This is a genomic window from Streptomyces sp. NPDC005728 (assembly GCF_040630895.1).
Classification (GTDB): domain Bacteria; phylum Actinomycetota; class Actinomycetes; order Streptomycetales; family Streptomycetaceae; genus Streptomyces.
In genome coordinates this window covers 39,652-64,487 of record NZ_JBEXYL010000020.1, presented here as the reverse complement: position 1 = coordinate 64,487, position 24,836 = coordinate 39,652, and the positions used below count along the sequence as shown (strand labels likewise).

Annotated in this window: 24 protein-coding genes; 14 read left to right on the top strand and 10 right to left on the bottom strand. The window is 71.5% G+C overall.

All coding sequences use genetic code 11. The features are described 5' to 3' along the window. Positions 1-35 precede the first annotated feature (35 nt). The 6 genes from ABZ471_RS16260 (at position 36) to ABZ471_RS16235 (ending at position 6,017) form a co-directional block, all read left to right on the top strand. Positions 36-752: a hypothetical protein gene (locus tag ABZ471_RS16260; RefSeq protein ID WP_359066864.1), complete on the top strand. Its 717-nt coding sequence runs from the start codon at positions 36-38 to the stop codon at positions 750-752. Then, the gene (locus tag ABZ471_RS16255) at positions 739-1,371 is read left to right on the top strand and encodes a class F sortase (protein WP_359066862.1); all 633 of its coding nucleotides are present in this window, start codon (positions 739-741) and stop codon (positions 1,369-1,371) included. Before ABZ471_RS16260 ends, ABZ471_RS16255 begins: the two co-directional genes overlap by 14 nt. A 212-nt stretch (positions 1,372-1,583) precedes the next feature. Next, positions 1,584-2,936: an ABC transporter ATP-binding protein gene (locus tag ABZ471_RS16250; RefSeq protein ID WP_359066860.1), complete on the top strand. Its 1,353-nt coding sequence runs from the start codon at positions 1,584-1,586 to the stop codon at positions 2,934-2,936. 52 nt (positions 2,937-2,988) lie between these two features. Continuing rightward, the gene (locus ABZ471_RS16245; protein ID WP_359066858.1) at positions 2,989-3,438 is read left to right on the top strand and encodes a DUF3574 domain-containing protein; all 450 of its coding nucleotides are present in this window, start codon (positions 2,989-2,991) and stop codon (positions 3,436-3,438) included. A 92-nt stretch (positions 3,439-3,530) separates the two neighbouring features. Next, positions 3,531-4,919 carry an aldehyde dehydrogenase family protein gene (locus ABZ471_RS16240; RefSeq protein WP_359066856.1) on the top strand — a complete coding sequence of 463 codons (1,389 nt, stop codon included), beginning with the start codon at positions 3,531-3,533 and terminating at the stop codon, positions 4,917-4,919. A gap of 15 nt (positions 4,920-4,934) precedes the next feature. Continuing rightward, positions 4,935-6,017 carry a zinc-binding dehydrogenase gene (locus tag ABZ471_RS16235; protein WP_359066854.1) on the top strand — a complete coding sequence of 361 codons (1,083 nt, stop codon included), beginning with the start codon at positions 4,935-4,937 and terminating at the stop codon, positions 6,015-6,017. Between the two features lie 85 nt (positions 6,018-6,102). Here the strand turns inward: ABZ471_RS16235 and ABZ471_RS16230 are convergent, their stop codons facing one another. The 3 genes from ABZ471_RS16230 to ABZ471_RS16220 form a co-directional block, all read right to left on the bottom strand. Continuing rightward, complete coding sequence (locus tag ABZ471_RS16230) at positions 6,103-7,032, bottom strand: DMT family transporter (RefSeq protein WP_359066967.1); 930 nt, start codon at positions 7,030-7,032, stop codon at positions 6,103-6,105. A 201-nt stretch (positions 7,033-7,233) separates the two neighbouring features. Next, the gene (locus ABZ471_RS16225) at positions 7,234-7,944 is read right to left on the bottom strand and encodes a winged helix-turn-helix domain-containing protein (RefSeq protein WP_359066851.1); all 711 of its coding nucleotides are present in this window, start codon (positions 7,942-7,944) and stop codon (positions 7,234-7,236) included. 46 nt (positions 7,945-7,990) lie between these two features. Then, complete coding sequence (locus ABZ471_RS16220; protein ID WP_359066849.1) at positions 7,991-8,632, bottom strand: TetR/AcrR family transcriptional regulator; 642 nt, start codon at positions 8,630-8,632, stop codon at positions 7,991-7,993. Positions 8,633-8,722: 90 nt separating this feature from the next. Here ABZ471_RS16220 and ABZ471_RS16215 point away from each other — a divergent pair, with 90 nt between their 5' ends. The 3 genes from ABZ471_RS16215 to ABZ471_RS16205 all read left to right on the top strand — a co-directional run bounded on the left by ABZ471_RS16215 (position 8,723) and on the right by ABZ471_RS16205 (position 10,964). Next, positions 8,723-9,874: an acyl-CoA dehydrogenase family protein gene (locus ABZ471_RS16215; protein WP_359066965.1), complete on the top strand. Its 1,152-nt coding sequence runs from the start codon at positions 8,723-8,725 to the stop codon at positions 9,872-9,874. Positions 9,875-9,934: 60 nt separating this feature from the next. Further along, on the top strand, positions 9,935-10,222 hold the full coding sequence (locus ABZ471_RS16210) for a YiaA/YiaB family inner membrane protein (RefSeq protein WP_359066846.1): 288 nt from the start codon (positions 9,935-9,937) through the stop codon (positions 10,220-10,222). A gap of 103 nt (positions 10,223-10,325) precedes the next feature. After that, complete coding sequence (locus tag ABZ471_RS16205; RefSeq protein WP_359066844.1) at positions 10,326-10,964, top strand: TetR/AcrR family transcriptional regulator; 639 nt, start codon at positions 10,326-10,328, stop codon at positions 10,962-10,964. Between the two features lie 21 nt (positions 10,965-10,985). Here the strand turns inward: ABZ471_RS16205 and ABZ471_RS16200 are convergent, their stop codons facing one another. Continuing rightward, the gene (locus ABZ471_RS16200) at positions 10,986-11,447 is read right to left on the bottom strand and encodes a MaoC family dehydratase (RefSeq protein WP_359066842.1); all 462 of its coding nucleotides are present in this window, start codon (positions 11,445-11,447) and stop codon (positions 10,986-10,988) included. A gap of 117 nt (positions 11,448-11,564) precedes the next feature. On the opposite strand from ABZ471_RS16200, the gene soxR reads away from it, so the two are divergent. Continuing rightward, the gene (soxR, locus tag ABZ471_RS16195; protein WP_359066840.1) at positions 11,565-12,023 is read left to right on the top strand and encodes a redox-sensitive transcriptional activator SoxR; all 459 of its coding nucleotides are present in this window, start codon (positions 11,565-11,567) and stop codon (positions 12,021-12,023) included. Between the two features lie 25 nt (positions 12,024-12,048). Here the strand turns inward: soxR and ABZ471_RS16190 are convergent, their stop codons facing one another. The 3 genes from ABZ471_RS16190 to ABZ471_RS16180 all read right to left on the bottom strand — a co-directional run bounded on the left by ABZ471_RS16190 (position 12,049) and on the right by ABZ471_RS16180 (position 14,660). Then, complete coding sequence (locus tag ABZ471_RS16190; protein WP_359066838.1) at positions 12,049-13,116, bottom strand: RNA ligase (ATP); 1,068 nt, start codon at positions 13,114-13,116, stop codon at positions 12,049-12,051. A gap of 126 nt (positions 13,117-13,242) precedes the next feature. Beyond that, a complete protein-coding gene (locus tag ABZ471_RS16185; RefSeq protein ID WP_359066836.1) occupies positions 13,243-13,956 on the bottom strand; it encodes a 3-keto-5-aminohexanoate cleavage protein in 714 nt (237 codons plus the stop codon). Between the two features lie 101 nt (positions 13,957-14,057). Next, positions 14,058-14,660, bottom strand: a complete 603-nt coding sequence (locus ABZ471_RS16180; protein WP_359066834.1) for a hypothetical protein — start codon at positions 14,658-14,660, stop codon at positions 14,058-14,060. Positions 14,661-14,915: 255 nt separating this feature from the next. Between ABZ471_RS16180 and ABZ471_RS16175 the strand changes: the two genes are divergently transcribed. Further along, on the top strand, positions 14,916-17,705 hold the full coding sequence (locus ABZ471_RS16175; RefSeq protein ID WP_359066832.1) for a penicillin acylase family protein: 2,790 nt from the start codon (positions 14,916-14,918) through the stop codon (positions 17,703-17,705). A gap of 18 nt (positions 17,706-17,723) precedes the next feature. On the opposite strand, the gene ABZ471_RS16170 is transcribed toward ABZ471_RS16175, so the two are convergent. Together ABZ471_RS16170 and ABZ471_RS16165 are read right to left on the bottom strand one after the other, a co-directional pair. Next, positions 17,724-18,998, bottom strand: coding sequence for a serine-threonine protein kinase (locus ABZ471_RS16170; protein WP_359066830.1), 1,275 nt, complete (start codon positions 18,996-18,998; stop codon positions 17,724-17,726). Between the two features lie 78 nt (positions 18,999-19,076). Next, the gene (locus ABZ471_RS16165; protein ID WP_359066828.1) at positions 19,077-20,306 is read right to left on the bottom strand and encodes a DUF1343 domain-containing protein; all 1,230 of its coding nucleotides are present in this window, start codon (positions 20,304-20,306) and stop codon (positions 19,077-19,079) included. Positions 20,307-20,499: 193 nt separating this feature from the next. On the opposite strand from ABZ471_RS16165, the gene ABZ471_RS16160 reads away from it, so the two are divergent. From ABZ471_RS16160 to ABZ471_RS16150, 3 genes are read left to right on the top strand one after another with little or no spacing between them, the layout of a single operon-like run. After that, positions 20,500-21,273 carry an SDR family NAD(P)-dependent oxidoreductase gene (locus ABZ471_RS16160; protein ID WP_359066827.1) on the top strand — a complete coding sequence of 258 codons (774 nt, stop codon included), beginning with the start codon at positions 20,500-20,502 and terminating at the stop codon, positions 21,271-21,273. Next, positions 21,270-22,937, top strand: a complete 1,668-nt coding sequence (locus ABZ471_RS16155) for an AMP-binding protein (protein ID WP_359066825.1) — start codon at positions 21,270-21,272, stop codon at positions 22,935-22,937. Before ABZ471_RS16160 ends, ABZ471_RS16155 begins: the two co-directional genes overlap by 4 nt. 26 nt (positions 22,938-22,963) lie before the next feature. Next, positions 22,964-23,557 (top strand): TetR/AcrR family transcriptional regulator, encoded by a 594-nt coding sequence (locus ABZ471_RS16150; RefSeq protein WP_359066823.1) that lies wholly within the window; start codon positions 22,964-22,966, stop codon positions 23,555-23,557. A gap of 63 nt (positions 23,558-23,620) precedes the next feature. Here the strand turns inward: ABZ471_RS16150 and ABZ471_RS16145 are convergent, their stop codons facing one another. Further along, positions 23,621-24,835, bottom strand: coding sequence for an acyl-CoA dehydrogenase family protein (locus ABZ471_RS16145; protein WP_359066821.1), 1,215 nt, complete (start codon positions 24,833-24,835; stop codon positions 23,621-23,623). Between the last annotated feature and the right edge of the window lies 1 nt (position 24,836).

Below are 24,836 nucleotides of genomic sequence, written 5' to 3'. Positions count from 1 at the left end.
TTTGTATGAAAATCGTCTAACTCGGAGGAGCTGGCATGCCCACCCTGACACTTCCACGGACCTTCTCCCGCGCGGGCGCCACGATCGTCCTCACCACCCTGGCCGCGGGAGGCGCGTCGTGGGTGGCGGCGCCCCCCGCGGCAGCCCAAGGGGAGAACGGCGACATCAGGGTCCACCGGGCCTTCGCGCTTCCCGGATCGGGGAAGGACGAGTCGCAGGTCTGCAGGTTCTACCTCGACGCGGTCAACTTCGACGTCCTGCCGGTCATCGCCTACACCATCACGCCACAGCCTCCGCTGCCCTCCGCAGCCACCGTCACCGGGACGATCCAGCTCGCCGGCGGCGCCGGGCACACCGACCCGCTGGGGCTGGCGGACGGACAGTACCGGATCACCTGGGTGGTTGCGGGTGCCACCAAGGAGAAGGTCTTCCGCGTCAACTGCCGCGACCTCCACGACGGGGAGCAGGGCCCGGGCCAGATCGAGGATCATCAGCAGGGCAACCAGCAGGGCAACCAGCAGGGCAACCAGCAGGGCAACCAGCAGGGCGACCAGCACGGTGACACGGCCTGGTCGCAGGGCGGCGACCACGACGATGGCCCGAAGGGCGGCGTGCACGCGGGTGGCGGTGGCCTCGTCGACACGACGGGTGCGTTCTCGCCGGTGGCCGCCGCCGCGGCCGTGGGACTGGTCGCGGTCAGCGGTGCGGTGTACGTCCGGCTGATCCGCCGTCGGCCGCATGGTGCCGCGTAGGCGCAGACGCAGGCCGTGGTACCGGACCCGCGCCTACCGCCTCGTCAGAACGGCCCTGCTCGCGGCCGTCCTGGTGACGGTGGGGGTCCGGTGCGGCGGAGACGACCGGCCGGACACCCCCGTCCGGGCGAGCCACGAGAACTCCGGTCCGCCCCGCCCGCTGCCCCGGTCCCGCCCGACGTCCTTCCGTATCCCGTACCTGGGGATCGACGCGCCGATCATCGGTCTACGGCTCGACCGGGAACGGCAGTTGGAGACGCCACCGCTCGACAGGCCGAAGGAGGTCGGCTGGTACCAGGGCGGACCCACGCCGGGGGAGTCCGGCACCGCGGTCGCCGTCGGCCACCGCGACACCAGGACCGGAGCCGCCGTCTTCGCCGCGCTCGCCCAGGTGGTGCCCGGCAAGCTGATCGAGGCCAAGCGCGCGGACGGCCGTACCGCCGTCTACACCGTGGACCGGGTGAAGGTCTTCGACAAGGCCGACTTCCCCGACCAGGAGGTCTACGGCTCGACAGGCCGCCCGGAGCTGCGCGTACTCACCTGCGGCGGCCTGTTCAGCCGGCGCACCGGCTACACGAGCAACGTGGTGGTCTTCGCCCATCTGACCGCCACGAAGTGACCGCCGGTGCGGAGTGTGGCGCCCGCTCCTGCGGCCCGAACCCCGGAGTCCGCTTCCGCCGCTGCCTGCGGCGCACCGTCCGATACCGCAATCCGTCTTCCCCGGCCGGGCACATTCCGTTAACTTCCGTGACTCACAGGCCCCGTACGACCCGACGGGACCTTAGGACCACGGAGCAGCGGCGCTCCGGACAGGCCCCGGGGGCAGCAGCCATGACACGCGCCATCTCTCTGCACGACGTGAGCAAGTCCTACGCGCGCGGCGCCCGCGTCGTGGACGGGCTCTCGCTGGACATCGCGCCCGGCGAGTTCCTGGTGCTGCTGGGTCCCTCCGGCTGCGGGAAGTCCACCGTGCTGCGCATGATCGCCGGTCTGGAGGAGATCGACGAGGGTGAACTGTTCCTCGACGGCGAGCACGCCAACGACTGGGAGCCGTCCGAGCGGCGCATCGCCATGGTCTTCCAGAACTTCGCCCTCTACCCGAGCATGACCAGCCGCGACAACATCGGCTTCCCGCTGCGCATCGAGGCCCCCGGCGCCGACCCCCGCCCGCGGGTGGACGCGACCGCCCGCATGCTCGGCATCGAGGACCTGCTCGACCGCTTCCCCGGCCAGCTCTCCGGCGGCGAACGCCAGCGGGTCGCCATGGGCCGGGCCATCGCCCGCCACCCCTCCGCCTTCCTGATGGACGAGCCGCTGTCCAACCTCGACGCCAAGCTCCGCAGCCATCTGCGGGCCGAGATATCCCGGCTCACCCGCGAGTTGGGCGTCACCACGGTCTACGTCACCCACGACCAGGCCGAGGCCATGTCCCTCGGCGACCGGGTTGCCGTGCTGCGCGGCGGGGTGCTCCAGCAGGTCGGCCGCCCGCGCGAGGTGTACGCGCTGCCCCGCAACGTCTTCGTCGCCGCCTTCATCGGCACCCCGCGCATCAACCTGCTGCGCGGGGTGGTCCGCGCCCCGCTGGACGGCGCCATGACCATCAGCCTCGGCAAGCAGTACCTGCGGCTGCCCGAACCCCTCAGCCCGGACCACCGGTTGCTGCGGGTGCAGCAGGGCCGCGAGGTCATCGTCGGGCTGCGCTCGGAGGCGGTGCGCATCGCCAAGCGCAGCGTCGCCCGGCCCGGCGAGGTGCCGCTCACCGGGCTGGTGGAGCACATGGAGTTCCAGGGGCACGAGACCCTCGTCCACTTCACCACCGGATCCCGCCCCGCCGTCGTACCCGAGCTGGAGGCCCCGCGCCCCGCCGCCCGGCCCGCGCGCCGGCGCCGCCGGGAGAGGCCGGGCGTGCTGGACCGGCTGCGGGAGCGGGCCGGGTCGCTGCGCGCCGGTCCGGTGGTGGTCCTGGAGCATCCGCCGGGGCAGGAAGGGGACGCCGGACCCGAGCCGGCGCCCCCGGAGGGCCGGCTCCCCGGCGACCTGGTCGTCCGCACCACCCCCGACCTCCGGCTGCACCACCGGATGCAGGTCCCCCTCCTCGTCGACCTCGCCCACCTGTTCGTCTTCGACCAGTACGGCGACCGCATCTGCCCGTCCCCGGCCCGGCTGCCGGACCTGGACGAGTGACGTCCGCGCGGAACGCGCGCACGCAGGAGTGAGCTCCGCTAGAGATGCGTGCATGAACATGCACTTCACCCGCAGCCGGGCCGCCCTCACCGCGGCCGGTCTGCTGCTTGCGGCCGCCCCGACCACGTACGCCACGCTCGCCACCGCGGACTCCTCCGCACCGGCGCGCGGAAAGCCGTACATCGAGACCCGGCTCCTCTTCGGCACCGCGCGCCCGGACGGCGGTCCGGCCGTCACCGACCGGCAGTTCACGGCCTTCGTCGACAAGGAGGTCACGCCCGACTTCCCGGAGGGGCTCACCGTGCAGAACGGGCGCGGACAGTGGCGCGACGCGAACGGCACCATCGAGAAGGAGCGGTCCTACGAGCTGATCCTGCTGTATCCGGAGGGGCAGGCACAGGCGCGCGACCGGAGCATCGAGGACATCCGCCGGGCCTACGAGAAGGCTTTCGGCCAGGAAGCCGTGGGCAGGGTGGACGAAAGGGCGCAGGTCGACTTCTGATATCCCGGGGACGTCCGGTTACGTATGGCGCATAAAAACTATCGCCGCTAGTTTGTGTGCCGGACGACGGAGACCCGCCGGGAGGAAGCACCATGAAGGCACACGACGGCCTGTACATCGACGGCGCCTGGCGCCCTGCCGAGAACCAGGACGTGATCGAGGTCGTGAACCCGGCCGACGAGCAGGTCATCGGCCGGGTCCCGGCCGGAGGCGCCCTCGACGTCGACACCGCCGTACGCGCCGCCCGTGCCGCCCTCCCGGCCTGGGCGGCCACGCCTCCGGCCGAGCGCGCCGCGCGCCTGGCCGCGCTGCGGGACGTCCTGGTGGCCCGCAAGGACGAGATCGCCGAGACGATCACCGCCGAACTGGGCGCCCCGCTCGCGTTCTCGCAGACCGTGCACGCCGGCGTGCCGATCGCGGTCGCCGGCTCCTACGCCGAGCTGGCCGCGACCCACTCCTTCGAGGAGAAGGTCGGCAACTCCACCGTCCTGCACGAGCCGATCGGCGTCGTCGGCGCGATCACCCCCTGGAACTACCCGCTCCACCAGATCGTCGCCAAGGTCGCCCCGGCGCTCGCCGCGGGCTGCACGATCGTCCTCAAGCCCGCCGAGGACACCCCCCTCACCGCCCAGCTCTTCGCCGAGGCGGTCCATGAGGCGGGCGTCCCGGCCGGCGTGTTCAACCTCGTCACCGGCCTCGGCCCGGTCGCCGGGCAGGCCCTCGCCGAGCACCCGGGCGTCGACCTCGTCTCCTTCACCGGCTCCACCGCGGTCGGCCGGCAGATCGGCGCGGTGGCCGGCGCCGCCGTCAAGAAGGTGGCACTGGAACTGGGCGGCAAGTCCGCCAACGTCATCCTGCCGAGCGCCGACCTCGCCAAGGCGGTGGCCGTCGGCGTCGCCAACGTGATGTCCAACTCCGGCCAGACGTGCAGCGCCTGGACCCGGATGCTGGTCCACCGCGACCAGTACGACGAGGCCGTCGAACTGGCCGCCGCGGCCGCCGCCAAGTACGACGACCGTATCGGCCCGGTCGTCAGCGCCAAGCAGCAGGACCGGGTGCGCGGCTACATCGAGCAGGGCATCGCCGAAGGCGCCCGCCCGGTCGCCGGCGGACCCGGATCCCCGCGCGAGAAGGGCTACTTCGTGAGCCCGACGGTCTTCGCGGACGTCACCGCGGAGATGACGATCGCGCAGGAGGAGATCTTCGGCCCGGTCCTCACGATCCTCCGCTACGAGGACGAGGAGGACGCCCTGCGTATCGCCAACGGCACCGTCTACGGCCTGGCCGGGGCCGTCTGGGCCGGTGACGAGGCCGAGGCTGTCGCCTTCGCCCGCCGCATGGACACCGGCCAGGTCGACATCAACGGCGGGCGGTTCAATCCCCTCGCCCCCTTCGGCGGCTACAAGCAGTCCGGGGTCGGCCGGGAACTCGGCAGCCACGGACTCGCCGAGTACCTCCAGACCAAGTCCCTCCAGTTCTAAGGAAGTCCGCGAGCCATGGCCGTTCGAGCCGCCGTCCTGCCCGCCATCGGTGCCCCTCTGGAGATCACCGACATCGAGCTGCCCGAGCCGGGCCCCGGTCAGATCCGGGTCCGCCTCGCCGCCGCCGGTGTCTGCCACTCCGACCTGTCCCTGTCCGACGGCACCATGCGGGTACCGGTACCGGCGGTCCTCGGCCACGAGGGCGCCGGCACGGTCGTGGCCGTGGGTGAGGGCGTCACCCATGTGGCACCCGGCGCCCCCGTTGTCCTCAACTGGGCCCCGTCCTGCGGTACTTGCCACGCCTGCACCCTCGGCGAGGTCTGGCTGTGCGCCAACGCGCTGAACGGCGCCGCCGACGTCTACGCCCGCACCGCCGACGGCACCGACCTGCATCCCGGCCTGAACGTCGCCGCGTTCGCCGAGGAGACGGTGGTCTCCGCGTCCTGCGTGCTGCCCCTCCCGGAGGGCATCCCGCTCACCGAGGCGGCCCTCCTCGGCTGCGCCGTCCTCACCGGCTACGGTGCCGTCCACCACTCGGCACGGGTCCAGCCGGGCGAGACGGTCGCTGTGTTCGGCGTCGGCGGAGTCGGCCTGGCCGCCCTCCAGGCGGCCCGGATAGCGGGCGCCGCCCGGATCATCGCCGTGGACGTCTCCCCGCAGAAGGAGGAACTGGCCCGCGCCGCCGGCGCCACCGACTACGTCCTTGCCTCCGACACCACCCCCCGCGAGATCCGCGCCCTCACCGGCAAGCAGGGCGTCGACGTCTCCGTGGAGTGCGTGGGCCGCGCGGTCACCATCCGCGCCGCCTGGGAGTCCACCCGCCGGGGCGGCCGCACGACGGTCGTCGGTATCGGCGGCAAGGACCAGGAGGTCACCTTCAACGCCCTGGAGATCTTCCACTGGGGCCGCACCCTGTCCGGCTGCGTCTACGGCAACACCGACCCGGCTCGCGATGTGCCGCTGCTCGCCGAGCACGTACGCGCGGGCCGACTGGACCTCTCGACGCTGGTCACCGAGCGCATCGCCCTGGAGGGCATCCCGGCGGCCTTCGACAACATGCTCGCGGGCAAGGGCGGCCGGGCGCTGGTGGTGTTCTAGGGTCTGTCCGGCGGATCAGGTCGGCTTCAGCCCACGGTGCCTCATCAGCGCGATTCCGGCATGATCCGCCGGACGGGCCCCAGGTTCAGCCGACCTTCTCGGGTCGCGGCTCCCGGGCCGCGACCCGCCTGCTCCGCCCGCGCACCCGGGACCGCGAGACCGCCACGCCCGCAAGACACAGCACGCCGCCCGCCAGCGTGAGCAGACCCGGCACCTCCCCGAGCACCAGCCAGGACATGAGGACGACCAGGGCCGGAACCGCGTACGTCGTCGCGCCCATCCGGCTGGCGGTGGTCCGGGCGAGGGCGTAGGCCCAGGTGGTGAAGGCGAGAGCGGTCGGGAAGACGCCCAGATACACCACGTCGAGGGTCGCCGACACGGGGGCGTGGGCGGCCTCGCTCACCAACTGACTGGCGAACGGCAGACACACCACGGCACCGACGAGGCACCCGAAGGTCGTCACCTGCAGGACACCTGCCTGCCCGAGGGCGGGCTTCTGCGCGACCACCCCGAAGGCGTATCCCACCGCCGCCAGCAGGCACAGCACCACCCCGAGCACCGAGGACCCACCCTCTGCCGACGACAGCCCCACGGTCACGGCACCGGCGAACGACACGGCCAGCCCCGCCAGCAGCCGGGGCGGCATCGGGTCACCGAGCAGCCGGGCGCCGAGCAGGGCTATCAGCAGCGGGCCGACGTTCACGACGAGGGCGGCGGTACCGGCGTCCACCTGCTGCTCGCCCCAGTTCAGGGCGACCATGTAGAACCCGAACCACAGCACCCCCGACACCGCGATGCCCCGCCAGGCGGACCTCGGCGGCCACCCCTCGCGCCGTACGACGCACAGGAGCCCCAGCACCACGACCCCCGAGAGCAGCCGCCCGAGCGCCAGCGCGCCCGGCGAGTAGGAGTCTCCGGCCTCGCGGATCGCCACGAAGGCGGAGGCCCACAGCACGACGGTGACGACGGCCGCGGCGGTCGCGAGCAGTTGGGTCCGGGACGGGGTGGTGTTCATCATGTTTCCCGAGGCTAGGCAGCGGTTGAGGGGTCAGCTGGCGGAAATCGGACGGTGAGCCGGGTCACCCGGTGCTGTTGCCGGCCCGGGGTGGGAGTCGCTAGCCGGCTACGACGCTCCAGGGGGCGCGGGGAACGGCGCGACCAGCCACGGACGACCCGCACCCGGCCCACCACACCGCCCCCACCCCCGTGGCCGCACTCAGCACAACCCGGCCGTCTCGATGCCGAGCAACTCGGACAGCGCCCGCGACCCCGACGGAGTCACCTTCACGGCCCGCTCGGAGCCGATCCGCACGCACCACCCCGCGTCGAGGGCGTACCGGCACAGCGCAGCCCCCGCCGCCCCCGCGAGGTGAGGGCGCCGCTCGGTCCAGTCGAGGCAGGCGCGGGCCAGCGGACGCCGGGTCGAACGGTCGAGAGCGATACCCACCGTGCCGAACCACTCCAGCCCCGCGTCCGTCAGGGCGAAGCCGGTGTCCTGCCGAAGAAGCCTGCGCTCGGTCAGGGCGTCCGTGACCGCGATGCCGAGCCGCCCGGCGAGATGGTCGTAGCAGGTGCGGCCGCGGGCCATCGCGGAGCCCGCGCTCGACTCCCGCAGCGTGCGCGGGCGTACGGCCTTCGCGGGCTCCACCTGCGCGGCGAGGTCCTCGACCAGTTGTGCCACCCGCGCGCCCGCCAGCCGCACATACCGGTGCCGCCCCTGCCGCTCCTCGGCGAGCAGTCCCCCCGCGACCAGCTTGCCCAGGTGTTCGCTCAGCGTGGACGCGGCGACCCCGGCGTGCCGGGCCAGCTCGCCGGCGGTCCAGGCCCGCCCGTCCAGCAGCGCGAGCAGGCATGCGGCCCGGGTCTCGTCGGCGACCAGCGAGGCGAGTGCGGCGAGGCCGGCGGCCCGGGAGTCCTTGGAGGTCATGCCCCCAGCATGCGGCACCGATACTTCGGCCCTCGCCGAAGTGTCCTCACACGCTCTGGCGCACCTGCTCGTACTGCTGCGCCAGCCCGTCCAGCAGCGCGGTCAGCCCCGTCTCGAAGGCCCGCTCGTCGATCTTCTCCTGCTGCTCGGCGAGGAGGTGTGCCTGCCCGAGGTGGGGATAGTCGGCGGGGTCGTACGCGCTCGCGTCGTCCACGAAGCCCCCGGCGAAGGAACCGAGCGCGGAGCCCATGATGAAGTACCGCATCAGCGCACCGATGGAGGTCGCCTGCGCCGGGGGCCAGCCCGCTTCCACCATCGCGCCGTAGACCGCGTCGGCCAGGCGCAGGGCGGCGGGGCGGCGGCCGGGCCCGCGGGCGAGGACCGGGACGATGTTCGGGTGGTCGCGCAGGGCCGCCCGGTAGGAGACCGCCCAGTCGTGCAGCGCGGTCCGCCACTCCCGGCCGTCCTCGAACATCGACAGGTCGACCAGCCCGCTCACCGAGTCCGCGACCGCCTCCAGGATCTCGTCCTTGGTGCGGAAGTGGTTGTAGAGCGAGGGCCCGCTCACCCCCAGCTCGGCGGCGAGCCGCCGCGTGGAGACGGCCGCCAGACCCTCCGTGTCCACGAGTTCCCGGGCCGTCTCGACGATCCGGTCGGTGCTGAGGAGGGGCTTGCGTGGTCGGGCCATGGCGCACATAGTAGGGCTGCAACAGGAAACTAGCAGTGCTAATTTAAATGTACGGGTTTCAATATTCGTCTGATGTGAGGTGATCTCGTGGTGAACCTGGGGCTCAGCGAGGAGCAGGTCGCCGTACGGCAGCTCGCCCGGGACTTCGTGGAGCGCGAGATCGCCCCGCACGTGGTCGCCTGGGACCGCGCCGAGGAGGTCGACCGCGGCATCGTGAAGAAGCTCGGCGACGTCGGGTTCCTGGGTCTGACCATCGACGAGGGGTACGGCGGCTCGGGCGGCGACCACCTCGCGTACTGCCTGGTCACCGAGGAACTGGGCCGCGGCGACTCCTCGGTCCGCGGAATCGTCTCCGTGTCCCTGGGCCTGGTCGCCAAGTCGGTCGCGGCCTGGGGGAGCGAGGAGCAGAAGCGGCGCTGGCTGCCGGGGCTGACCGCCGGCGAGTACGTCGGCTGTTTCGGCCTCACCGAGCCCGGCACCGGCTCCGACGCGGGCAACCTGACCACCCGCGCGGTGCGCGAGGGCGACGAGTACGTCCTGAACGGCACCAAGATGTTCATCACGAACGGCACCTGGGCCGACGTCGTCCTGCTCTTCGCCCGCTCCACGGACGCCCCCGGGCACAAGGGCGTCTCCGCCTTCCTGGTCCACACCGACACCCCCGGCCTGACCCGCCGCACCATCCACGGCAAGCTCGGCCTGCGCGGCCAGGCCACCGCCGAACTGGTCCTTCAGGATGTCCGGGTGCCCGCCTCCGCGCTGCTCGGCGAGGAGGGCAAGGGCTTCTCGGTCGCCATGTCCGCGTTGGCCAAGGGGCGGATGTCGGTCGCCGCGGGCTGCGTCGGCATAGCCCAGGCCGCGTTGGACGCGGCTGTGAAGTACTCCGGTGAGCGCGAGCAGTTCGGCAAGCCCATCGCCCGCCACCAGCTGGTGCAGGAGCTGATCAGCGACATCGCCGTCGACGTGGACGCGGCCCGGCTGCTCACCTGGCGGGTCGCCGACCTCGTCGACCGCGGGCAGCCGTTCGCGGTCGAATCCTCCAAGGCCAAGCTGTTCGCCTCCGAGGCCGCCGTCCGCGCCGCCAACAACGCCCTCCAGGTCTTCGGCGGCTACGGCTACATCGACGAGTACCCGGTCGGCAAACTCCTGCGCGACGCCCGCGTGATGACCCTCTACGAGGGCACCAGCCAGATCCAGAAGCTGCTCATCGGGCGCGCGCTGACCGGGGTCTCCGCTTTCTGAGTACCTGCCTGAGTATCTCGGCGGATGTGGCCGGGGTCACGTCCGCCGATGATCGTGGTCATGAGTGACACACCGGTCAAACAGCAGAACACAGCCGCCTTCTACGGCCAGGCCGTCGCCTCCTTCGCGGTTGCCATGGCGGCCACCGCCATCGGTATCTTCCGGTTGAACGCCGATGCCTGGGTACGAGCCTTCCTGGCCATCGCCGTCCTCTACCTCGTCACGTCCGCCTTCACGCTCTCCAAGGTGATCCGCGACCGCCAGGAGGCAGGGCAGATCACCAGCCGGGTCGACCAGGCCCGCCTGGAGAAGCTGCTTGCCGAGCACGACCCCTTCGAGAAGCTCTGAAGGGCTCCGGGAGACTCGGGGCAGCTCTGAGCGGGCACGCTAAGCGATCGCTCACCTTCGGCGGTATGGTGGTGCTCCTGTCACCGAGAGGGGCGAGCTAGCGATGAGTACGGCGGAGGAGACGACCGGCGGCGACGTCGAGCCGTGGGAAGTCGAGCCGTGGGAAGAGGTCACCCCTGACGCGGCCCGGCGACTGCTCGTCGCCGCCGTGGAGGCCTTCGCCGAGCGCGGCTACCACGCGACGACGACCCGCGACATCGCGGGCCGCGCCGGCATGAGCCCGGCCGCGCTCTACATCCACTACAAGACCAAGGAAGAGCTGCTCCACCGGATCAGCCGGATCGGCCACGACAGGGCCCTGGGCATCCTGCGGACGGCGGCCCGGCGCGAGGGCACCGCCGCGGAGCGGCTCGCCGATGCCGTCAGCTCCTTCGTCCGCTGGCACGCGGGGCGGCGCACCACCGCGCGGGTCGTGCAGTACGAACTCGACGCGCTCGGCCCCGAGGCCCGCGCCGAGATCGTCGCGCTGCGCCGCCAGGTCGACGCCGAGGTGCGCGGGATCATCGACGACGGCGTGGCCTCGGGCGAGTTCCGGGTGCTGGACGTGCACGGCACCACGCTCGCCGTGCTGTCGCTGTGCATCGACGTGGCCCGCTGGTTCACCGTGGACGGGCCGCGCACCCCCGAGGAGGTCGGCGCGCTCTACGCCGACCTCGTCCTGCGGATGGTGGGCGCCGAGTAGGGCGCCCACCCGGACCGGAACTCAGAGGTAGTACCGGGCCACCGACTCCGCGACGCATACCGGCCTGTCGCCGCCCTCGCGCTCCACGGTGAAGGCGACGGTCACCTGGACGCCGCCCGGGACGTCCTCCACGCCGGTGATCGTCGCGGTGGAGCGCAGCCGGGAGCCGACGGGGACGGGGGAGGGGAAGCGGACCTTGTTCGTCCCGTAGTTGACGCCCATCTTCACGCCCTCGACGTGGATGAGCTGCGGCCCGAAGAGCGGGAGCAGCGAGAGTGTCAGGTACCCGTGGGCGATGGTGGTCTTGAACGGCCCCGCGGCGGCCTTCTCCGGGTCCACGTGGATCCACTGGTGATCCCCGGTGGCCTCGGCGAACAGATCGATCCGCTTCTGGTCGATCTCCACCCAGTCGGTGTGGCCCAGCTGCTCGCCCACGGCGGCCTTCAGCTCGTCGGGGGAGGTGAAGGTCCTCGGTTCTGCCATGTTCCCGGCCTCTCGCTCGCATGTCTAAGCAACTGCTTAGCATGGTCGTGCGCGGGGATGATGTCAACGGATGGCGGCCCGGTCGGGTGAGCGCTCTTCGTTAGTAGGCTCTGAGGAGTGCCCCAGATTCCCGAGAAGATCCACGAGCTGAGCGTCGGCCAGTTGTCCGCGCGCAGCGGTGCCGCCGTCTCCGCCCTGCACTTCTACGAGGCCAAGGGGCTGATCACCAGCCGCCGCACCTCCGGCAACCAGCGCCGCTACACCCGCGACACGCTGCGCCGCGTCGCCTTCGTCCGTGCGGCCCAACGGGTCGGCATCCCCCTGGCCACCATCCGCGACGCCCTGGCCCAGCTCCCCGAGGAACGCACCCCGACCCGCGAGGACTGGGCCCGCCTGTCGGAGGCGTGGCGCTCCGAACTGGACGAACGCATCAAGCAACTGAACCGCCTGCGGGACCACCTCACGGACTGCATCGGCTGCGGCTGCCTGTCCTTGGACACGTGCGTACTGTCCAATCCGGACGACGCGTTCGGTGAGCGGCGGGTGGGGTCGCGCCTGATGACCGAGGGGCGCTGAGCGCGGACCGGACCGGTGCGGCTCCCTACTCGTACTCGGTGCCGCCCTTACGCGTCAGGTACGCAGGACTCACCGCCTTGGCGATCGCCCTGCCCCCCGTCACCGTGCTGTACCGCTCCGCCGCCGGCCGTATCACCACACCCTCCCGCAGATGCAGCCCCCGCCCGGACACGGTCTCGCGTCCACTGGCGACCTCCAGCACCCGCTCGATGTCGTACGGCCCCGAGAACAGCCGCGGCACCAGGGGCACTTCCCCTGCCAGCACCTCGGCCGCGTCCAGCCACCGCACGGCCCCGTCGATCTCCGCCGACACGTCGAACGCCGCGTACCCCAGCGTCTCCCGCCGCCCGTCGGCCCCGTACGTCAGATCCTGCACCCCGGCCCCGTACACCTCCCCGAAGATGCCGACCCGCCTGGCGCCCAGCCGCTCGCTGAGCCTCGCCGCGGTCTCGGCGACCCCGTGCCCCCGTACCGCCCGCCAGTACAGGTTCCGCGGATCCTCCTTCAGGGCGAGGGACTTCGCCCCGAAGCCCTTGGAGGACACGTACGCCCGGTCCTCGTCGGCGACATAGGTCAGCAGACACGCCGAACCGTGCAGCTTCTCCGTCAGGACGACCGGCTCGCCCGGCGTGAAGATGTCCGGGTACCGCTGGATGTTCTCGATGTCGACCCACGGCAGCAGCTCCGCCGCCGACTCCACCTCCCCGCTCATGGTCGGCGGGATCGGCGGCACCCACTTGGTGATGCCCAGCCGCTCGGCGAAGTCGGTCCCCTCGGTCGCGGCCCGCGCCAGGTCGACGTCCGCCAGCGCCGTCGGCCGGCACACGATGCCCTGCGACAGCTCACCCCGCAGCCGTACCGCCTTGACCCGATTGGCCTCGCCACCCGCCAGCCGCCCGGTCAGCCCCAGCTCCTCGATCAGCCCGGACGGGAGCACGGACTGCTCGGGGATGTACACGGCGGCCTCTCCGGTGCGGTACGCGCCCTTGGCGACGACGGCCCGGTACAGGCCCACCTGGGCCAGTTCGAGCGCATCGGCGTTCGGATGCTCGTGCACGGTCAGCACTTCGGCGGTGACGCGCAGCGTCGACATCTGGGGACTCCTCGGTTCCTCAGCTCGGTTCCATCGCCTCCAACTCTCCGTACGGAAATGGGCTGGAGCGACCGGATTCCGATCTGTTAGCGTCGCGATCTCCCGGCCCCGAGGACCGGTCGCCGATCACGACCCGTACTGGACCAGCCCCTCCGCCACCAACTGGGCGTTGGAAGCGGCTCGGTGGCCGTCCGGCAGGAACAGCGTGTCCTCCAGGCCGATGCGGGTGGCCAGGCCCAGCCGTCCGGCCAGTCGCAGCACCGGCCAGGTGCTTCCTTCCTCGCCGTGCAGCAGGACGGGGCGGCCGTGTGCCTCACCGAGGCCGGCGAGCAGGGCGTGCGCAGACGCCTCCGCGGTCCCCGGGTCCGGGTCGGTCACCTCCGCGAGCACCCGCAGCACCCTCGGACCGAGTGGCGAGCCCGCGAACCGGGCGGCGCCGTCGGTGCCGGACCAGATGCCCGCCTCCACGCCGACACCCAGGGCGAGCAGCTGCTGGGCAACCTCTTCGGCGCCGGGTTCATGCCAGTTGACCGAGGCGAAGTCGGGCAGCACCGACCAGGTGCGCACCCGGTCGAGCCGGGTGGCCGGGTCGGGCTCGGCCCAGGCGCCGGTGGTCACCCCGACCGGCACCGGCACCCGCGCCCGTATCGCGTCCAGTGTCGGGGCGAGCACCCGTGGGGACAGACTGTCGTGACCGCACGGTGTCTTCGGATGGACATGGATCTCCGTGGCCCCGGCCGCGACGGCTTCGGCGGCGGACCGGGCCAGCTCCTCGGGCGACAGCGGCACGCTCGCGCCGTCCGCGCCCGAGCGACTCCCGTTGAGACACACCTGCACCATGCCTCCGATGGTGACAGTCGCCACCGACAACGCCCGGCGGCACGTCTCGGCAAGGGGTGCGGCATCCCCCTGCGCACCCCCCGGTTCCACCCCCCGGCCGTTCAGGCCGACATCAGCAGCTGCTCACGCCTGGCGTACGCCAGCGCCTGCGGGGTGAGTACGGGCCGGGGCACGAGGATCCCGCAGTCCGTGCAGACCGGACCGGACGAGGGCTCGTGGTCCAGGCCGTACTTCCACATCAGGCGCTCTCCGCCGCACACCGGGCAGGCCGCGCCCGGTTCCCGCTCCAGCGCGGCGATCAGCCGGCGCAGCACCTCGGCGAGCGGCTCGCCGGGGTGGACCCGCGGGTCGTCGCACCAGGCGACCCCGAACCCTCCCCAGGTCAGCCGGTGCCAGTCGTCCACGGTGCCCGGCCGGCGCAACCCGTCGTGCTTCTCCTTCTTGCGGCGCTCGGCGAACTCGCCCTCGTAGGAGAGCCAGACCGCCCGGGCCTCCTCCAGCTCCTCCAGTGCGGCCACGAGCCGCGCCGGGTCGGGCGACCGGTCCTCCGGACCGAAACCGGCCCGGGAGCACAGATGGTCCCAGGTGGCCCGGTGCCCGTAGGGAGCGAACCGCTCCAGGCACTTGCGCAGTGAGTAGCGCCGCAGTGCCAGATCACACCGCGGATCGCGCACCTGTCTCGCCAGACTTCGGAATCCGGCCATCGCCTTGCACCTCCGTCACACCTGCGTCCGTACTTCGGTCACTTCGGCGTCGCCGTCCGCTCCGCGCGACGTCGCCGAGTAGACGTGTCGACACGCGATCCGGCTCCATCCGATTTCCGATGCCCTCCCATAAGGCGCCCCGGGTTGACCGCCGGGCATCGACTCCTCACGACTCCAATAGTTGACGCATGTTCATCTTCAATCCCGGGGATACCGGCGGTAACGTCCGGCCCACCCCCGTCGGGAGGAGCTGCCATGCCACGGCGCACCCCACGCAACGTGTTGTTCGACAGACTGAGAACTCCCCGCAGGCTCACCGGGTTCCTGAAGACGGCATCCGTCTGCGTGCTGATCGCCGGAGTTCTCTCCCCACTCACCCAGGCCGCGGCGGCCCAGACCGCCACGGCCTCGAACGACTACTGCGGTGGCCGGTGTTCGGACATCCTGCCGCCCGGTGAGAACGGCAACGCCACCCTCGCCCAGATCCTGCTCAACCAGGCCTTCGGCACCCAGCCCGCGCACGCCGAGGACCAGCTCGGCCCCTACGCCAACCTGGCCAAGGGCTACTCGGGCCTCACCGACGCGACGATCAACACCTTCTTCAACGACGCCTCCTTCGGCGTCGCTTCCGACCAGGTCGCCTCCACGGAGAAGCCCGCCGGCCGCAGTGACGTGACGATCGTCCGCGACAAGAAGGCCGGTGTGCCGCACATCACAGGCACGACCCGGTACGGCACCGAGTTCGGCGCCGGCTACGCGGCGGCCGAGGACCGGCTGTGGCTGATGGACGTCTTCCGGCACGTGGGCCGCGGCCAGCTGACTGCCTTCGCCGGCGGCGCGGCCGCCAACCAGGGCCTTGAGCAGGAGTTCTACCGCAACGCGCCGTACACCGAGGCCGACCTCCAGGCGCAGATCGACAACGCCGTGGCCAGGAACGGCGCCCGCGGTCAGCAGGCCCTCGCCGACGCCGACGCCTACCTCGACGGCATCAACTCCTACATCGACGCCTCCGACAGCGGCCGTTACTTCCCCGGCGAATACGTCCTGACCGGCCACAAGGACTCCATCACCAACGCCGGCACCATAGACCACTTCAAGATCACCGACCTGGTGGCGCTCGGCTCCGTCGTCGGCTCGCTGTTCGGCTCCGGCGGGGGCGGCGAGGTCAACAACGCCCTCTCGCTGATCGCCGCCCAGTCCAAGTACGGCGTCGAGCAGGGCACCAAGGTCTGGGAGTCCTTCCGCGAGCGCAACGACGCCGAGGCCGTCCTCACCGTCCACAACGGCGAGAGCTTCCCCTACGCCGCCAAGCCCGGCACCCCCCAGGGCGAGGCCCTGCCCGACGCCGGCTCGGTCACCCAGGAACCCCTCGTCTACGACCGCACGGGCAGCGCCGCCACCGCGAGCGCCAAGAGCACGTCCGTCACGGCCGCCAAGACCACCCTCAGCTCCGCCAAGCGCGGGATGTCCAATGCCCTCGTGGTCAGCGGCAAGTACACCGCCAGCGGCCACCCGATCGCCGTCTTCGGACCGCAGACCGGCTACTTCGCCCCGCAGCTGCTCATGCTCCAGGAGATCCAGGGCCCGGGCATCAGCGCCCGTGGTGCCTCCTTCGCGGGCCTGAGCATGTACGTCGAGCTGGGCCGCGGCCAGGACTACTCCTGGAGCGCGACCACCTCGGGCCAGGACATCATCGACACCTACACCGTCGAGCTGTGCCAGGACGACTATCACTACCTGTACCACGGCACCTGCACGGCGATGGACAAGGTCGAGCAGAAGAACGCGTGGAAGCCGACGACCGCCGACGGGACCGCAGCGGGGTCGTACACCATGCGGGTCTGGCGGACGAAATACGGGCCGGTGGAGTACCGCGCCACCGTCGGCGGCAAGAAGGTCGCCTACACCACCCTGCGCTCCTCCTACCTGCACGAGGCCGACTCGATCATCGGCTTCCAGATGCTGAACGACCCCGACTACGTCAAGGGCCCGAAGGACTTCCAGAGCGCTGCCCAGCACATCAACTACACCTTCAACTGGTTCTACGCCGACTCCCAGCACACCGCGTACTACAACAGCGGTGACAACCCGGTCCGGGCGAGCGGCGTCGACGCCGAGTTCCCGGTCTGGGCGCAGCCCGCCTACGAGTGGCGGAACTGGGACCCCGCCACCAACACCGCCGACTACACCCCGGCCTCCGCCCACCCCAACTCCGTCGACCAGGACTACTACGTCTCCTGGAACAACAAGCAGGCCAAGGACTACACGACCGCGTCCTGGGGCGACGGGTCCGTGCACCGCGGCAACCTGCTCGACGACCGGGTGAAGAAGCTGGTCGCGGTCGGCGGGGTGACCCGCACCGCCCTGGTCAAGGCGATGGCGGACGCGGCCCTCGCCGACCTGCGCGCCGAGGATGTGCTGCCGAAGCTGCTGAAGGTGATCAACTCCTCCCCGGTGACCGACTCCACGGCCGCCGCGGCGGTGAGCAAGCTCCAGGCGTGGCTGACCGCGGGTGCCAAGCGCACCGAGACCTCGGCCGGTTCGAAGACCTACGCCGACGCCGACGCGATCCGCATCCTGGACGCCTGGTGGCCGCTGCTGGTGAAGGCGGAGTTCGAGCCCGGCCTCGGCAGCGACCTGTACACCGCGTTCACCGGCAACCTGCCCGTGGACGAGGCTCCGTCCGCCGGACACGGCCCGACCGGCTCGCACGCCGGAAGCTCCTTCCAGTACGGCTGGTGGAGCTATGTCGACAAGGACATCCGGGCGGTGCTCGGCGAGTCCGTGCAGGGCGGGCTCGCGCAGCAGTACTGCGGCGGCGGCAGCCTCGGCGCCTGCCGGGACATCCTGATCAGCACCCTGAAGCAGGCGTCAGGCCTGACCGCCGCCCAGGTCTACCCGGGCGACGACCAGTGCTCGGCCGGCGACCAGTGGTGCGCCGACTCGATCGTCCAGCGCACCCTGGGCGGCATCAAGCACGGCAGGATCAGCTGGCAGAACCGGCCGACCTTCCAGCAGGTCGTGGAGTACACGTCACACCGGTGACGTCCGAACGGCGGCGGGTCAGGAAATACGGCCCGCCGCCAGCACCACCCGCGCCAGCTCGGGGTGCACGATGTCGCTGTGCGCCCCGGCCGGCGGACCCCCGCGGTGGACGACCGCCGACGCGTCGACGTTCACACAGCCCGAGCCGGGCAGCGCCCCGTTCAGGGCCGCGGCGAGGTCCAGCTTCGCGGTGCCCGGCACCGCCTGCACCCCGTCATGCCCCATGGCTCCCCACTCGGGGCCGAGCGCGGCCGCGATGCCGACGCCCAGGAACGAGTTGTCGTCCCCCGCGAGACGCGAGGCGAGCGGATAGAAGGTGCCGAGCGCCGCGTCGAAGTGCGAGTAGCAGCACACCAGCGGGCCGTCGATCCGCTGGTGCCGGTCCTTGAGCGCGCCCGCGGTGTCCGGGTCCCGGGGCAGCCGGGCCGCGAACGCATAGTGCGAGAAGGCTCCCTGCAGCAGCGTCACGGACTTCACCGCGCGCACTCCGTCGGGCAGCCCGCGCAGAGCGAACGCCACCAGCCGCCCGCCGAAGCTGTGTCCGACCAGATGCACCCGCAGACCGGGAACCGCATGGGCCAACTGCCCGACGAAGGGCCCGAGTCCATGCTCGCCGACCTTCCCGGCCCGCCGTTTCATCGTGTAGTACGTCGCCTGCCGCAGCAGCTCCTTGGCACCCTCCCAGGGGTTCGGCAGGCTGAAGTCGGCGCGCGGCCCGGTCAGGGCGTGGGCGAACTCCTCGCAGACGGTCGTCGTCTCCCCGCTGAACGCGAGGGGCTCGCCCTCTTGCGAGGTGTCCGCAGCGCCGAGCGGCTGCGGTGCCCCGACCAGCTGCCGCACCAGCTGCCCGAACTGCGCCAGCCCCTCGTCCCCGCCCGGCTGTTCGTCCAGCATCCGGGCCAGCTGGTCGAGCATGTCGGCCCGGTCCGGGAAGGTCTGCAGCAGCGCGCGCCGGGTGTCCGGATCCAGCGCCGGGCCCGCTGCGAAAGTCGGCGCGGAGCCGGGGAAGTCCGGAATCGGCTCGTCGCAGAACCGCATCGACGGCCAGATCACACCCACGTACCCGATCCGCGCCCGAGGCACGAGCTTCGGGATCGGGGCGAAGAAACTCCGGTACAGCGCGGTGGCGCCCGAACGGTCGTTGTTCCAGCCGTGCGCGAAGACGATCAGGTCACGGATCCCGCGGTCCGTGACCTGCGCCAGCAGCCGGTCGCGTTCGGGGCCGTCCACGTCCCCGTCCGCATCGAAGGTCAGCTCCCAGTAGGGAGACACGCTCATCCCAGGATCCGCCATGCCAGGCTCCTCGCCCCCGAACGATGCGATATGCGCGTATCGTCCTGCGGTGGGGCGGAGTTGACCAGACGGAACGGGTCACTTGTAGAGCAGATATTTCTTTCGAACGCTCCGGAACGCCTCCAGTTCGTCCTGCCAGGCACCGGCCACCTCGTCCGGGCCGGCTCCCGCGTCGATCATCGTCCGCACCCGGGTCGAGCCGGTGAGCTTGTCGATCCAGTTGTCCGAGCGCCAGGCGAAGCCGTCCCAGACCTTCCTCGCGGTCACCAGCAATGCGATCCCGGTGCGTACGGGGTCGTAGCCGGCCCGGTCGTGCACATGGATCTGTACGCCACCGACGGTCTTGCCCTGGAACTTGGAGAAGGTGGGAGCGAAGTACGCCTCCCGGAACCGCACACCCGGCAGCCCGAGCCCGTTGGCCGCGGCGGCCCACCGCCCGTCGATGCCCTCGGCGCCGAGGAGTTCGAAGGGCCGGGTCGTGCCGCGTCCCTCGGAGAGGTTGGTGCCCTCGAACATGCAGGTGCCCGAGTACACCAACGCGGTGTCCGGAGTCGGCATGTTCGGGCTCGGCGGCACCCAGGGCAGGCCGGAGGCGTCGTGGAACCACGTGCGGTTCCAGCCCGTCATCAGCACGGTCTCCAGCGGGACGGGCGCGCTCAGGAACTCCCCGTCGAACAGCCGGGCCAGCTCCGCGACCGTCATGCCGTGCGCCTGCGCGATGGGCTGGCGGCCGACGAAGGTGGCGAACTCCTTGTGCAGGACGGGTCCTTGGGCTGCCCGGCCGGTGACGGGGTTCGGGCGGTCGAGTACGACGAACCGCTTGCCCGCGAGCTGGGCCGCCTCCATGCAGTCGTACAGGGTCCAGATGTACGTGTAGAAGCGTGCGCCGACGTCCTGGATGTCGAAGACGACCGTGTCGACGCCGGAGGCGGTGAAGACGTCCGCCAGCGGCCGGCCGCTCTTCAGGTAGGTGTCGTAGACCGGCAGGCCGGTCGCGGGGTCGTCGTAGCGGCCCTCGGAGCCGCCTGCCTGGGCGGTGCCTCGGAAGCCGTGCTCGGGGCCGAAGACGGCCGTCAGCTCGACGCGGGGGTCTTCGTGCATGACGTCGACGATGTGCAGGGCGTCTCTGGTGATGCCCGTGGGGTTGGTGACGATCCCGACCTTCTGGCCGGAGAGCAGCGAGTAGCCGTCGGCTGCGAGTCTTTCGAAGCCGGTTTGCAGGTGCTCGCGGGGTTTGGCCGCGGCTGGTGTCGCGGGAAGTGCTGTCATGGTGGCCGATGCGAGCAGGTTCCGTCTGGACAGGTGCATGGGGTGACCTCCGTGAGTGTGGAAGGTGCAGGCCGCATGTGGCTGGTCGCGCACGCGCGGGGGAGCCGCATGTCGGGCACTGCCCCGCGCCCCTTAGGTTGCGGCAGTCACCCTTCCCTTTACACATACCGACTGGTTAGTCTGGGTCGCTGGAGCCGATGCGCGCCGCGCGAAGTCGTGTCGAAGGAGACCGATGGTGGAAGCCGTGCAGGATGCGGGAGTGGTCGTCACCGGAGCGGGCGGTGGGATCGGGGCCGCGCTGGCCCGCAAATTCGCCGCTGAAGGTGCCCGGGTGGTGGTGAACGACCTGGATGCCGACAGGGCCAAGGCGGTGGCGGAGGAGATCGGCGGTATCGCCGTACCGGGTGACGCCTCCGCGATCGCCGGCGAAGCCCGTGACGCGCTCGGCGGCACCGTGGACGTCTACTGCGCCAACGCCGGCGTCGCCTTCGAGGACACGGGGGCGGGCGAACCCCTCGACGAGAGGTCCTGGGAGCTGTCCTGGGACGTCAACGTGATGGCCCACGTCCGCGCGGCCCACGCGCTGCTGCCGCACTGGCTGGAGCGCGGTCGCGGGCGGTTCGTCTCCACCGTCTCGGCCGCCGGACTCCTCACCATGATCGGCGCCCCCTCCTACAGCGTCACCAAGCACGGGGCGCTGGCCTTCGCCGAGTGGCTGTCCCTCACGTACCGCCACCGGGGCGTCAAGGTCCACGCCATCTGCCCCCAGGGCGTCCGCACCGACATGCTGGCCGCCACCGGCAGCGCCGGCGACCTGGTGCTGCACCCGACCGCGATCGAGCCGGAGGCGGTCGCCGACGCCCTGTTCCAGGGCATCGAGGAGGACCGCTTCCTGATCCTGCCGCACCCCGAGGTCGCCGAGTACTACCAGGCGCGGGCCGCCACCCCCGACCGCTGGCTCGCCGGCATGAACCACCTCCAGCGGAAGTGGGAGGCCACCCGGTGAGCACCTCCCCGTACACGGCCCGGCCCTGGCTGGCGCTGCTCACCGAAGCCCAGCGCGGCCCGGTCGAGCCCGCCGACTCCCTCGTGCACGCCCTGCGCCGCGCGGTTGCCGAGGCCCCCGACCGCACCTTCCTCGCCTACTTCGACGCCCGGCTGAGCTACCGCGAGGTCGACGAGCTGAGCGACTCGGTGGCCGCCCACCTCGCCGGGGGCGGCCTGGAGCGCGGCGACCGGGTCGCCGTCCTGCTGCAGAACTCCCCGCACTTCGTGCTGGCCGTCCTCGGCGCCTGGAAGGCGGGCGCGACCGTTGTGCCCGTCAACCCCATGTACAAGTCGGCCGAGGTCGCCCACGTCCTGCGGGACGGCGAGGTCGCCGCGCTGGTCTGCACCGACCGGGCCTGGGAGTCGTACCTGCGGGAGACGGCCGCGGGCTCGCCGGTGCGCATCGTGCTCACCGGCTGCGAGCTGGACTTCCAGACCCGCGGCGACGCGCGCGTGCTCACCTTCGAGCGGCTGCCCCAGGCCCCCGACGCCGACGACCTCGTGGCCGTCGCCCGGCAGGGCGGCCGCGCCCCCGGGGGCCGCGACCCGCGCCCCGACGACATCGCACTGGTCAGCTACACCTCGGGCACCAGCGGTACCCCGAAGGGCGCCACCAACACGCACGGCAACATCATGCACAACGCCGAGCGCCAGCGGACGGGCCTCGGTCTGCCCGAGGCGCCCGTCTACTACGCGCTCGCCCCCCTGTTCCACATCACCGGGATGGTGTGCCAGTTCGGCGCCTGCCTGAACAGCGCGGGCACGCTGGTGCTCACCTACCGCTTCGAGCCCGGTGTCGTCCTGGAGGCGTTCGCCGAGCACCAGCCGCACTACACGGTCGGCCCCTCCACCGCCTACATGGCCCTGGCCGCCCACCCCGGCGTCACCCGCGAGCACTTCGCTTCCTTCGTGAACATCTCCTCGGGCGGCGCCCCCGTGCCGCCCGCGCTGGTGGAGGGGTTCCGCGAGCGCCTCGGGCCGTACATCCGCGTCGGCTACGGCCTCACCGAGTGCACCGGCCCCTGCGCCGCCGTCCCGCCCGGCCTGGAGGCGCCCGTCGACCCCGTCTCCGGGACGCTGTCCGTCGGCGTGCCCGGCGCGGACACGGTCGTGCGCATCGTGGACGAGCAGGGGGAGGAGGTCCCCTTCGGCGAGCAGGGCGAGATCGTCGTACGAGGGCCCCAGGTGGTCCCCGGCTACCGGCGGCGCCCCGAGGCCACCGCCGAGACCTTCCCGGACGGCGAGCTGCGCACCGGTGACATCGGGTTCATGGACCCGCAGGGCTGGCTGTACGTGGTGGACCGGAAGAAGGACATGATCAACGCGTCCGGCTTCAAGGTGTGGCCGCGCGAGGTCGAGGACGTCCTGTACACCCATCCGGCGGTGCGCGAGGCGGCCGTCGTCGGCGTCCCCGACGGCTACCGCGGGGAGACCGTCCGGGCCTACATCAGCCTCCGTCCGGGTGCCGAGGCGGACCCGGATGAACTCGCGGTGTACTGCAAGGAGAGACTGGCCGCCTACAAATACCCGCGTCAGGTGGAGATCCTGCCCGACTTGCCCAAGACGGCGAGTGGGAAGATCCTCCGTCGGGAACTGCGTTCCCGCGCGCACGACCCCCAGTAGGAACGACGGAAAGGCAGGTGGCGGCAGTGCCCAGGACGACGGACGGAGACGGGACCCCCGTTCCGCAGCGGCTGCTGAACGCCGCCACCCGCCTCTTCGCCGAGCAGGGCTACGACCGCACCTCGGTGCAGGAGATCGTGGAGGCGGCCGGCGTCACCAAGGGGGCGCTGTACCACTACTTCGGCTCCAAGGACGACCTCCTGCACGAGGTGTACGCGCGCGTGCTGCGCGTCCAGCAGGAGCGTCTCGACGCGTTCGCGGGCGCCGACGAGCCGGTCGAGAAGCGGTTGCGGGCGGCGGCCGCGGACGTCGTGGTCACGACCATCGAGAACCTCGACGACGCGATGATCTTCTTTCGCTCCATGCACCATCTGAGCCCGGAGAAGAACAAGCAGGTGCGCGCCGAGCGCCGGCGCTACCACGAGCGCTTCCGCGCGCTCATCGAGGAGGGCCAGCGCGAGGGCGTCTTCTCCACGGCGACCCCCGCCGACCTGGTCGTGGACTACCACTTCGGCTCGGTCCACCACCTGTCGACCTGGTACCGCCCGGGCGGCCCCCTCACCCCCCAGCAGGTCGCCGACCATCTGGCCGACCTGCTGCTGCGAGCGTTGCGCCCGTAGCCTCCTCGTAGAGGTACGCGTAAGGGGCGGCCGCTCCGGCGACCGCCCCTTACGCACGCTTCCCTAGAGGTACTTCTTCAGTTCCCGCCGGGCCAGCGACCGCTGGTGGACCTCGTCCGGGCCGTCGGCGATCATCAGGGTGCGCGCCGCGGCGTACAGCTCGGCCAGCGGGAAGTCCTGGCTGACGCCGCCCGCGCCGTGCAACTGGATCGCCCGGTCGATGATGTCGACCACCGCGCGAGGTGTGGCGATCTTGATGGCCTGGATCTCCGTGTGCGCGCCCCTGTTGCCCACGGTGTCCATCAGCCAGGCCGTCTTCAGCACCAGCAGCCGCAGCTGCTCGACCGTCACCCGGGCGTCCGCGATCCAGTTGTGGACCACGCCCTGCTGGGCCAGCGCCGTGCCGAACGCGGTACGGGACACCGCCCGCCGGCACATCAGCTCGATCGCCCGCTCGGCCATGCCGATCAGCCGCATGCAGTGGTGGATCCGGCCGGGGCCGAGCCGGGCCTGGGCGATGGCGAAGCCGCCGCCCTCCTCGCCGACCAGGTTGGCCACGGGCACGCGCGCGTGGTCGAAGACCACCTCGGCGTGGCCGCCGTGCGAGTGGTCCTCGTAGCCGAAGACCTGCATCGCGCGCTTCACGGTGACACCCGGGGTGTCGCGCGGGACCAGGATCATCGACTGCTGGCGGCGGGGGTCCGGCCCGTCCGGGTCGGTCTTGCCCATCACGATGAAGATCTTGCAGTCCGGGTTCATCGCGCCGGAGATGTACCACTTGCGGCCGGTGATGACGTACTCGTCGCCGTCCCGCTCGATGTGGGTCGTGATGTTGGTGGCGTCGGAGGAGGCCACGTCCGGCTCGGTCATCGCGAACGCCGAGCGGATCTCACCGGCGAGCAGCGGCTCCAGCCACTGCTTGCGCTGCCCGTCGTCGCCGAACTGGGCGAGCACCTCCATGTTCCCGGTGTCGGGTGCGGCGCAGTTCAGCGCGGTGGGTGCCAGATGCGGGGAGCGGCCGGTGATCTCGGCGAGCGGCGCGTACTGGAGGTTCGTCAGACCGGCCCCGTACTCGGCGTCGGGAAGGAAGAGGTTCCACAGGCCCTGCCTGCGGGCCTCCGCCTTCAACTCCTCGACCACGGCCGGGGTGTCCCAGGGCGAGGCGAGGTGCGCCCGCTGCTCCTCGGCGACCGCCTCGGCGGGGTAGACGTACTCGTCCATGAAGGCGAGGAGCTTGGCGCGCAGTTCCTCGGTGCGCGCGTCGAACGCGAAGTCCATG

Coding starts and splice junctions, on each gene's coding strand:
- ABZ471_RS16260 (WP_359066864.1), top strand. CDS start 36: ATGCCCACCCTGACACTTCCACGGACCTTCTCCCGCGCGGGCGCCACG.
- ABZ471_RS16255 (WP_359066862.1), top strand. CDS start 739: ATGGTGCCGCGTAGGCGCAGACGCAGGCCGTGGTACCGGACCCGCGCC.
- ABZ471_RS16250 (WP_359066860.1), top strand. CDS start 1,584: ATGACACGCGCCATCTCTCTGCACGACGTGAGCAAGTCCTACGCGCGC.
- ABZ471_RS16245 (WP_359066858.1), top strand. CDS start 2,989: ATGAACATGCACTTCACCCGCAGCCGGGCCGCCCTCACCGCGGCCGGT.
- ABZ471_RS16240 (WP_359066856.1), top strand. CDS start 3,531: ATGAAGGCACACGACGGCCTGTACATCGACGGCGCCTGGCGCCCTGCC.
- ABZ471_RS16235 (WP_359066854.1), top strand. CDS start 4,935: ATGGCCGTTCGAGCCGCCGTCCTGCCCGCCATCGGTGCCCCTCTGGAG.
- ABZ471_RS16230 (WP_359066967.1), bottom strand. CDS start 7,032: ATGAACACCACCCCGTCCCGGACCCAACTGCTCGCGACCGCCGCGGCC.
- ABZ471_RS16225 (WP_359066851.1), bottom strand. CDS start 7,944: ATGACCTCCAAGGACTCCCGGGCCGCCGGCCTCGCCGCACTCGCCTCG.
- ABZ471_RS16220 (WP_359066849.1), bottom strand. CDS start 8,632: ATGGCCCGACCACGCAAGCCCCTCCTCAGCACCGACCGGATCGTCGAG.
- ABZ471_RS16210 (WP_359066846.1), top strand. CDS start 9,935: ATGAGTGACACACCGGTCAAACAGCAGAACACAGCCGCCTTCTACGGC.
- ABZ471_RS16205 (WP_359066844.1), top strand. CDS start 10,326: ATGAGTACGGCGGAGGAGACGACCGGCGGCGACGTCGAGCCGTGGGAA.
- ABZ471_RS16200 (WP_359066842.1), bottom strand. CDS start 11,447: ATGGCAGAACCGAGGACCTTCACCTCCCCCGACGAGCTGAAGGCCGCC.
- ABZ471_RS16190 (WP_359066838.1), bottom strand. CDS start 13,116: ATGTCGACGCTGCGCGTCACCGCCGAAGTGCTGACCGTGCACGAGCAT.
- ABZ471_RS16185 (WP_359066836.1), bottom strand. CDS start 13,956: ATGGTGCAGGTGTGTCTCAACGGGAGTCGCTCGGGCGCGGACGGCGCG.
- ABZ471_RS16180 (WP_359066834.1), bottom strand. CDS start 14,660: ATGGCCGGATTCCGAAGTCTGGCGAGACAGGTGCGCGATCCGCGGTGT.
- ABZ471_RS16175 (WP_359066832.1), top strand. CDS start 14,916: ATGCCACGGCGCACCCCACGCAACGTGTTGTTCGACAGACTGAGAACT.
- ABZ471_RS16170 (WP_359066830.1), bottom strand. CDS start 18,998: ATGGCGGATCCTGGGATGAGCGTGTCTCCCTACTGGGAGCTGACCTTC.
- ABZ471_RS16165 (WP_359066828.1), bottom strand. CDS start 20,306: ATGCACCTGTCCAGACGGAACCTGCTCGCATCGGCCACCATGACAGCA.
- ABZ471_RS16160 (WP_359066827.1), top strand. CDS start 20,500: ATGGTGGAAGCCGTGCAGGATGCGGGAGTGGTCGTCACCGGAGCGGGC.
- ABZ471_RS16145 (WP_359066821.1), bottom strand. CDS start 24,835: ATGGACTTCGCGTTCGACGCGCGCACCGAGGAACTGCGCGCCAAGCTC.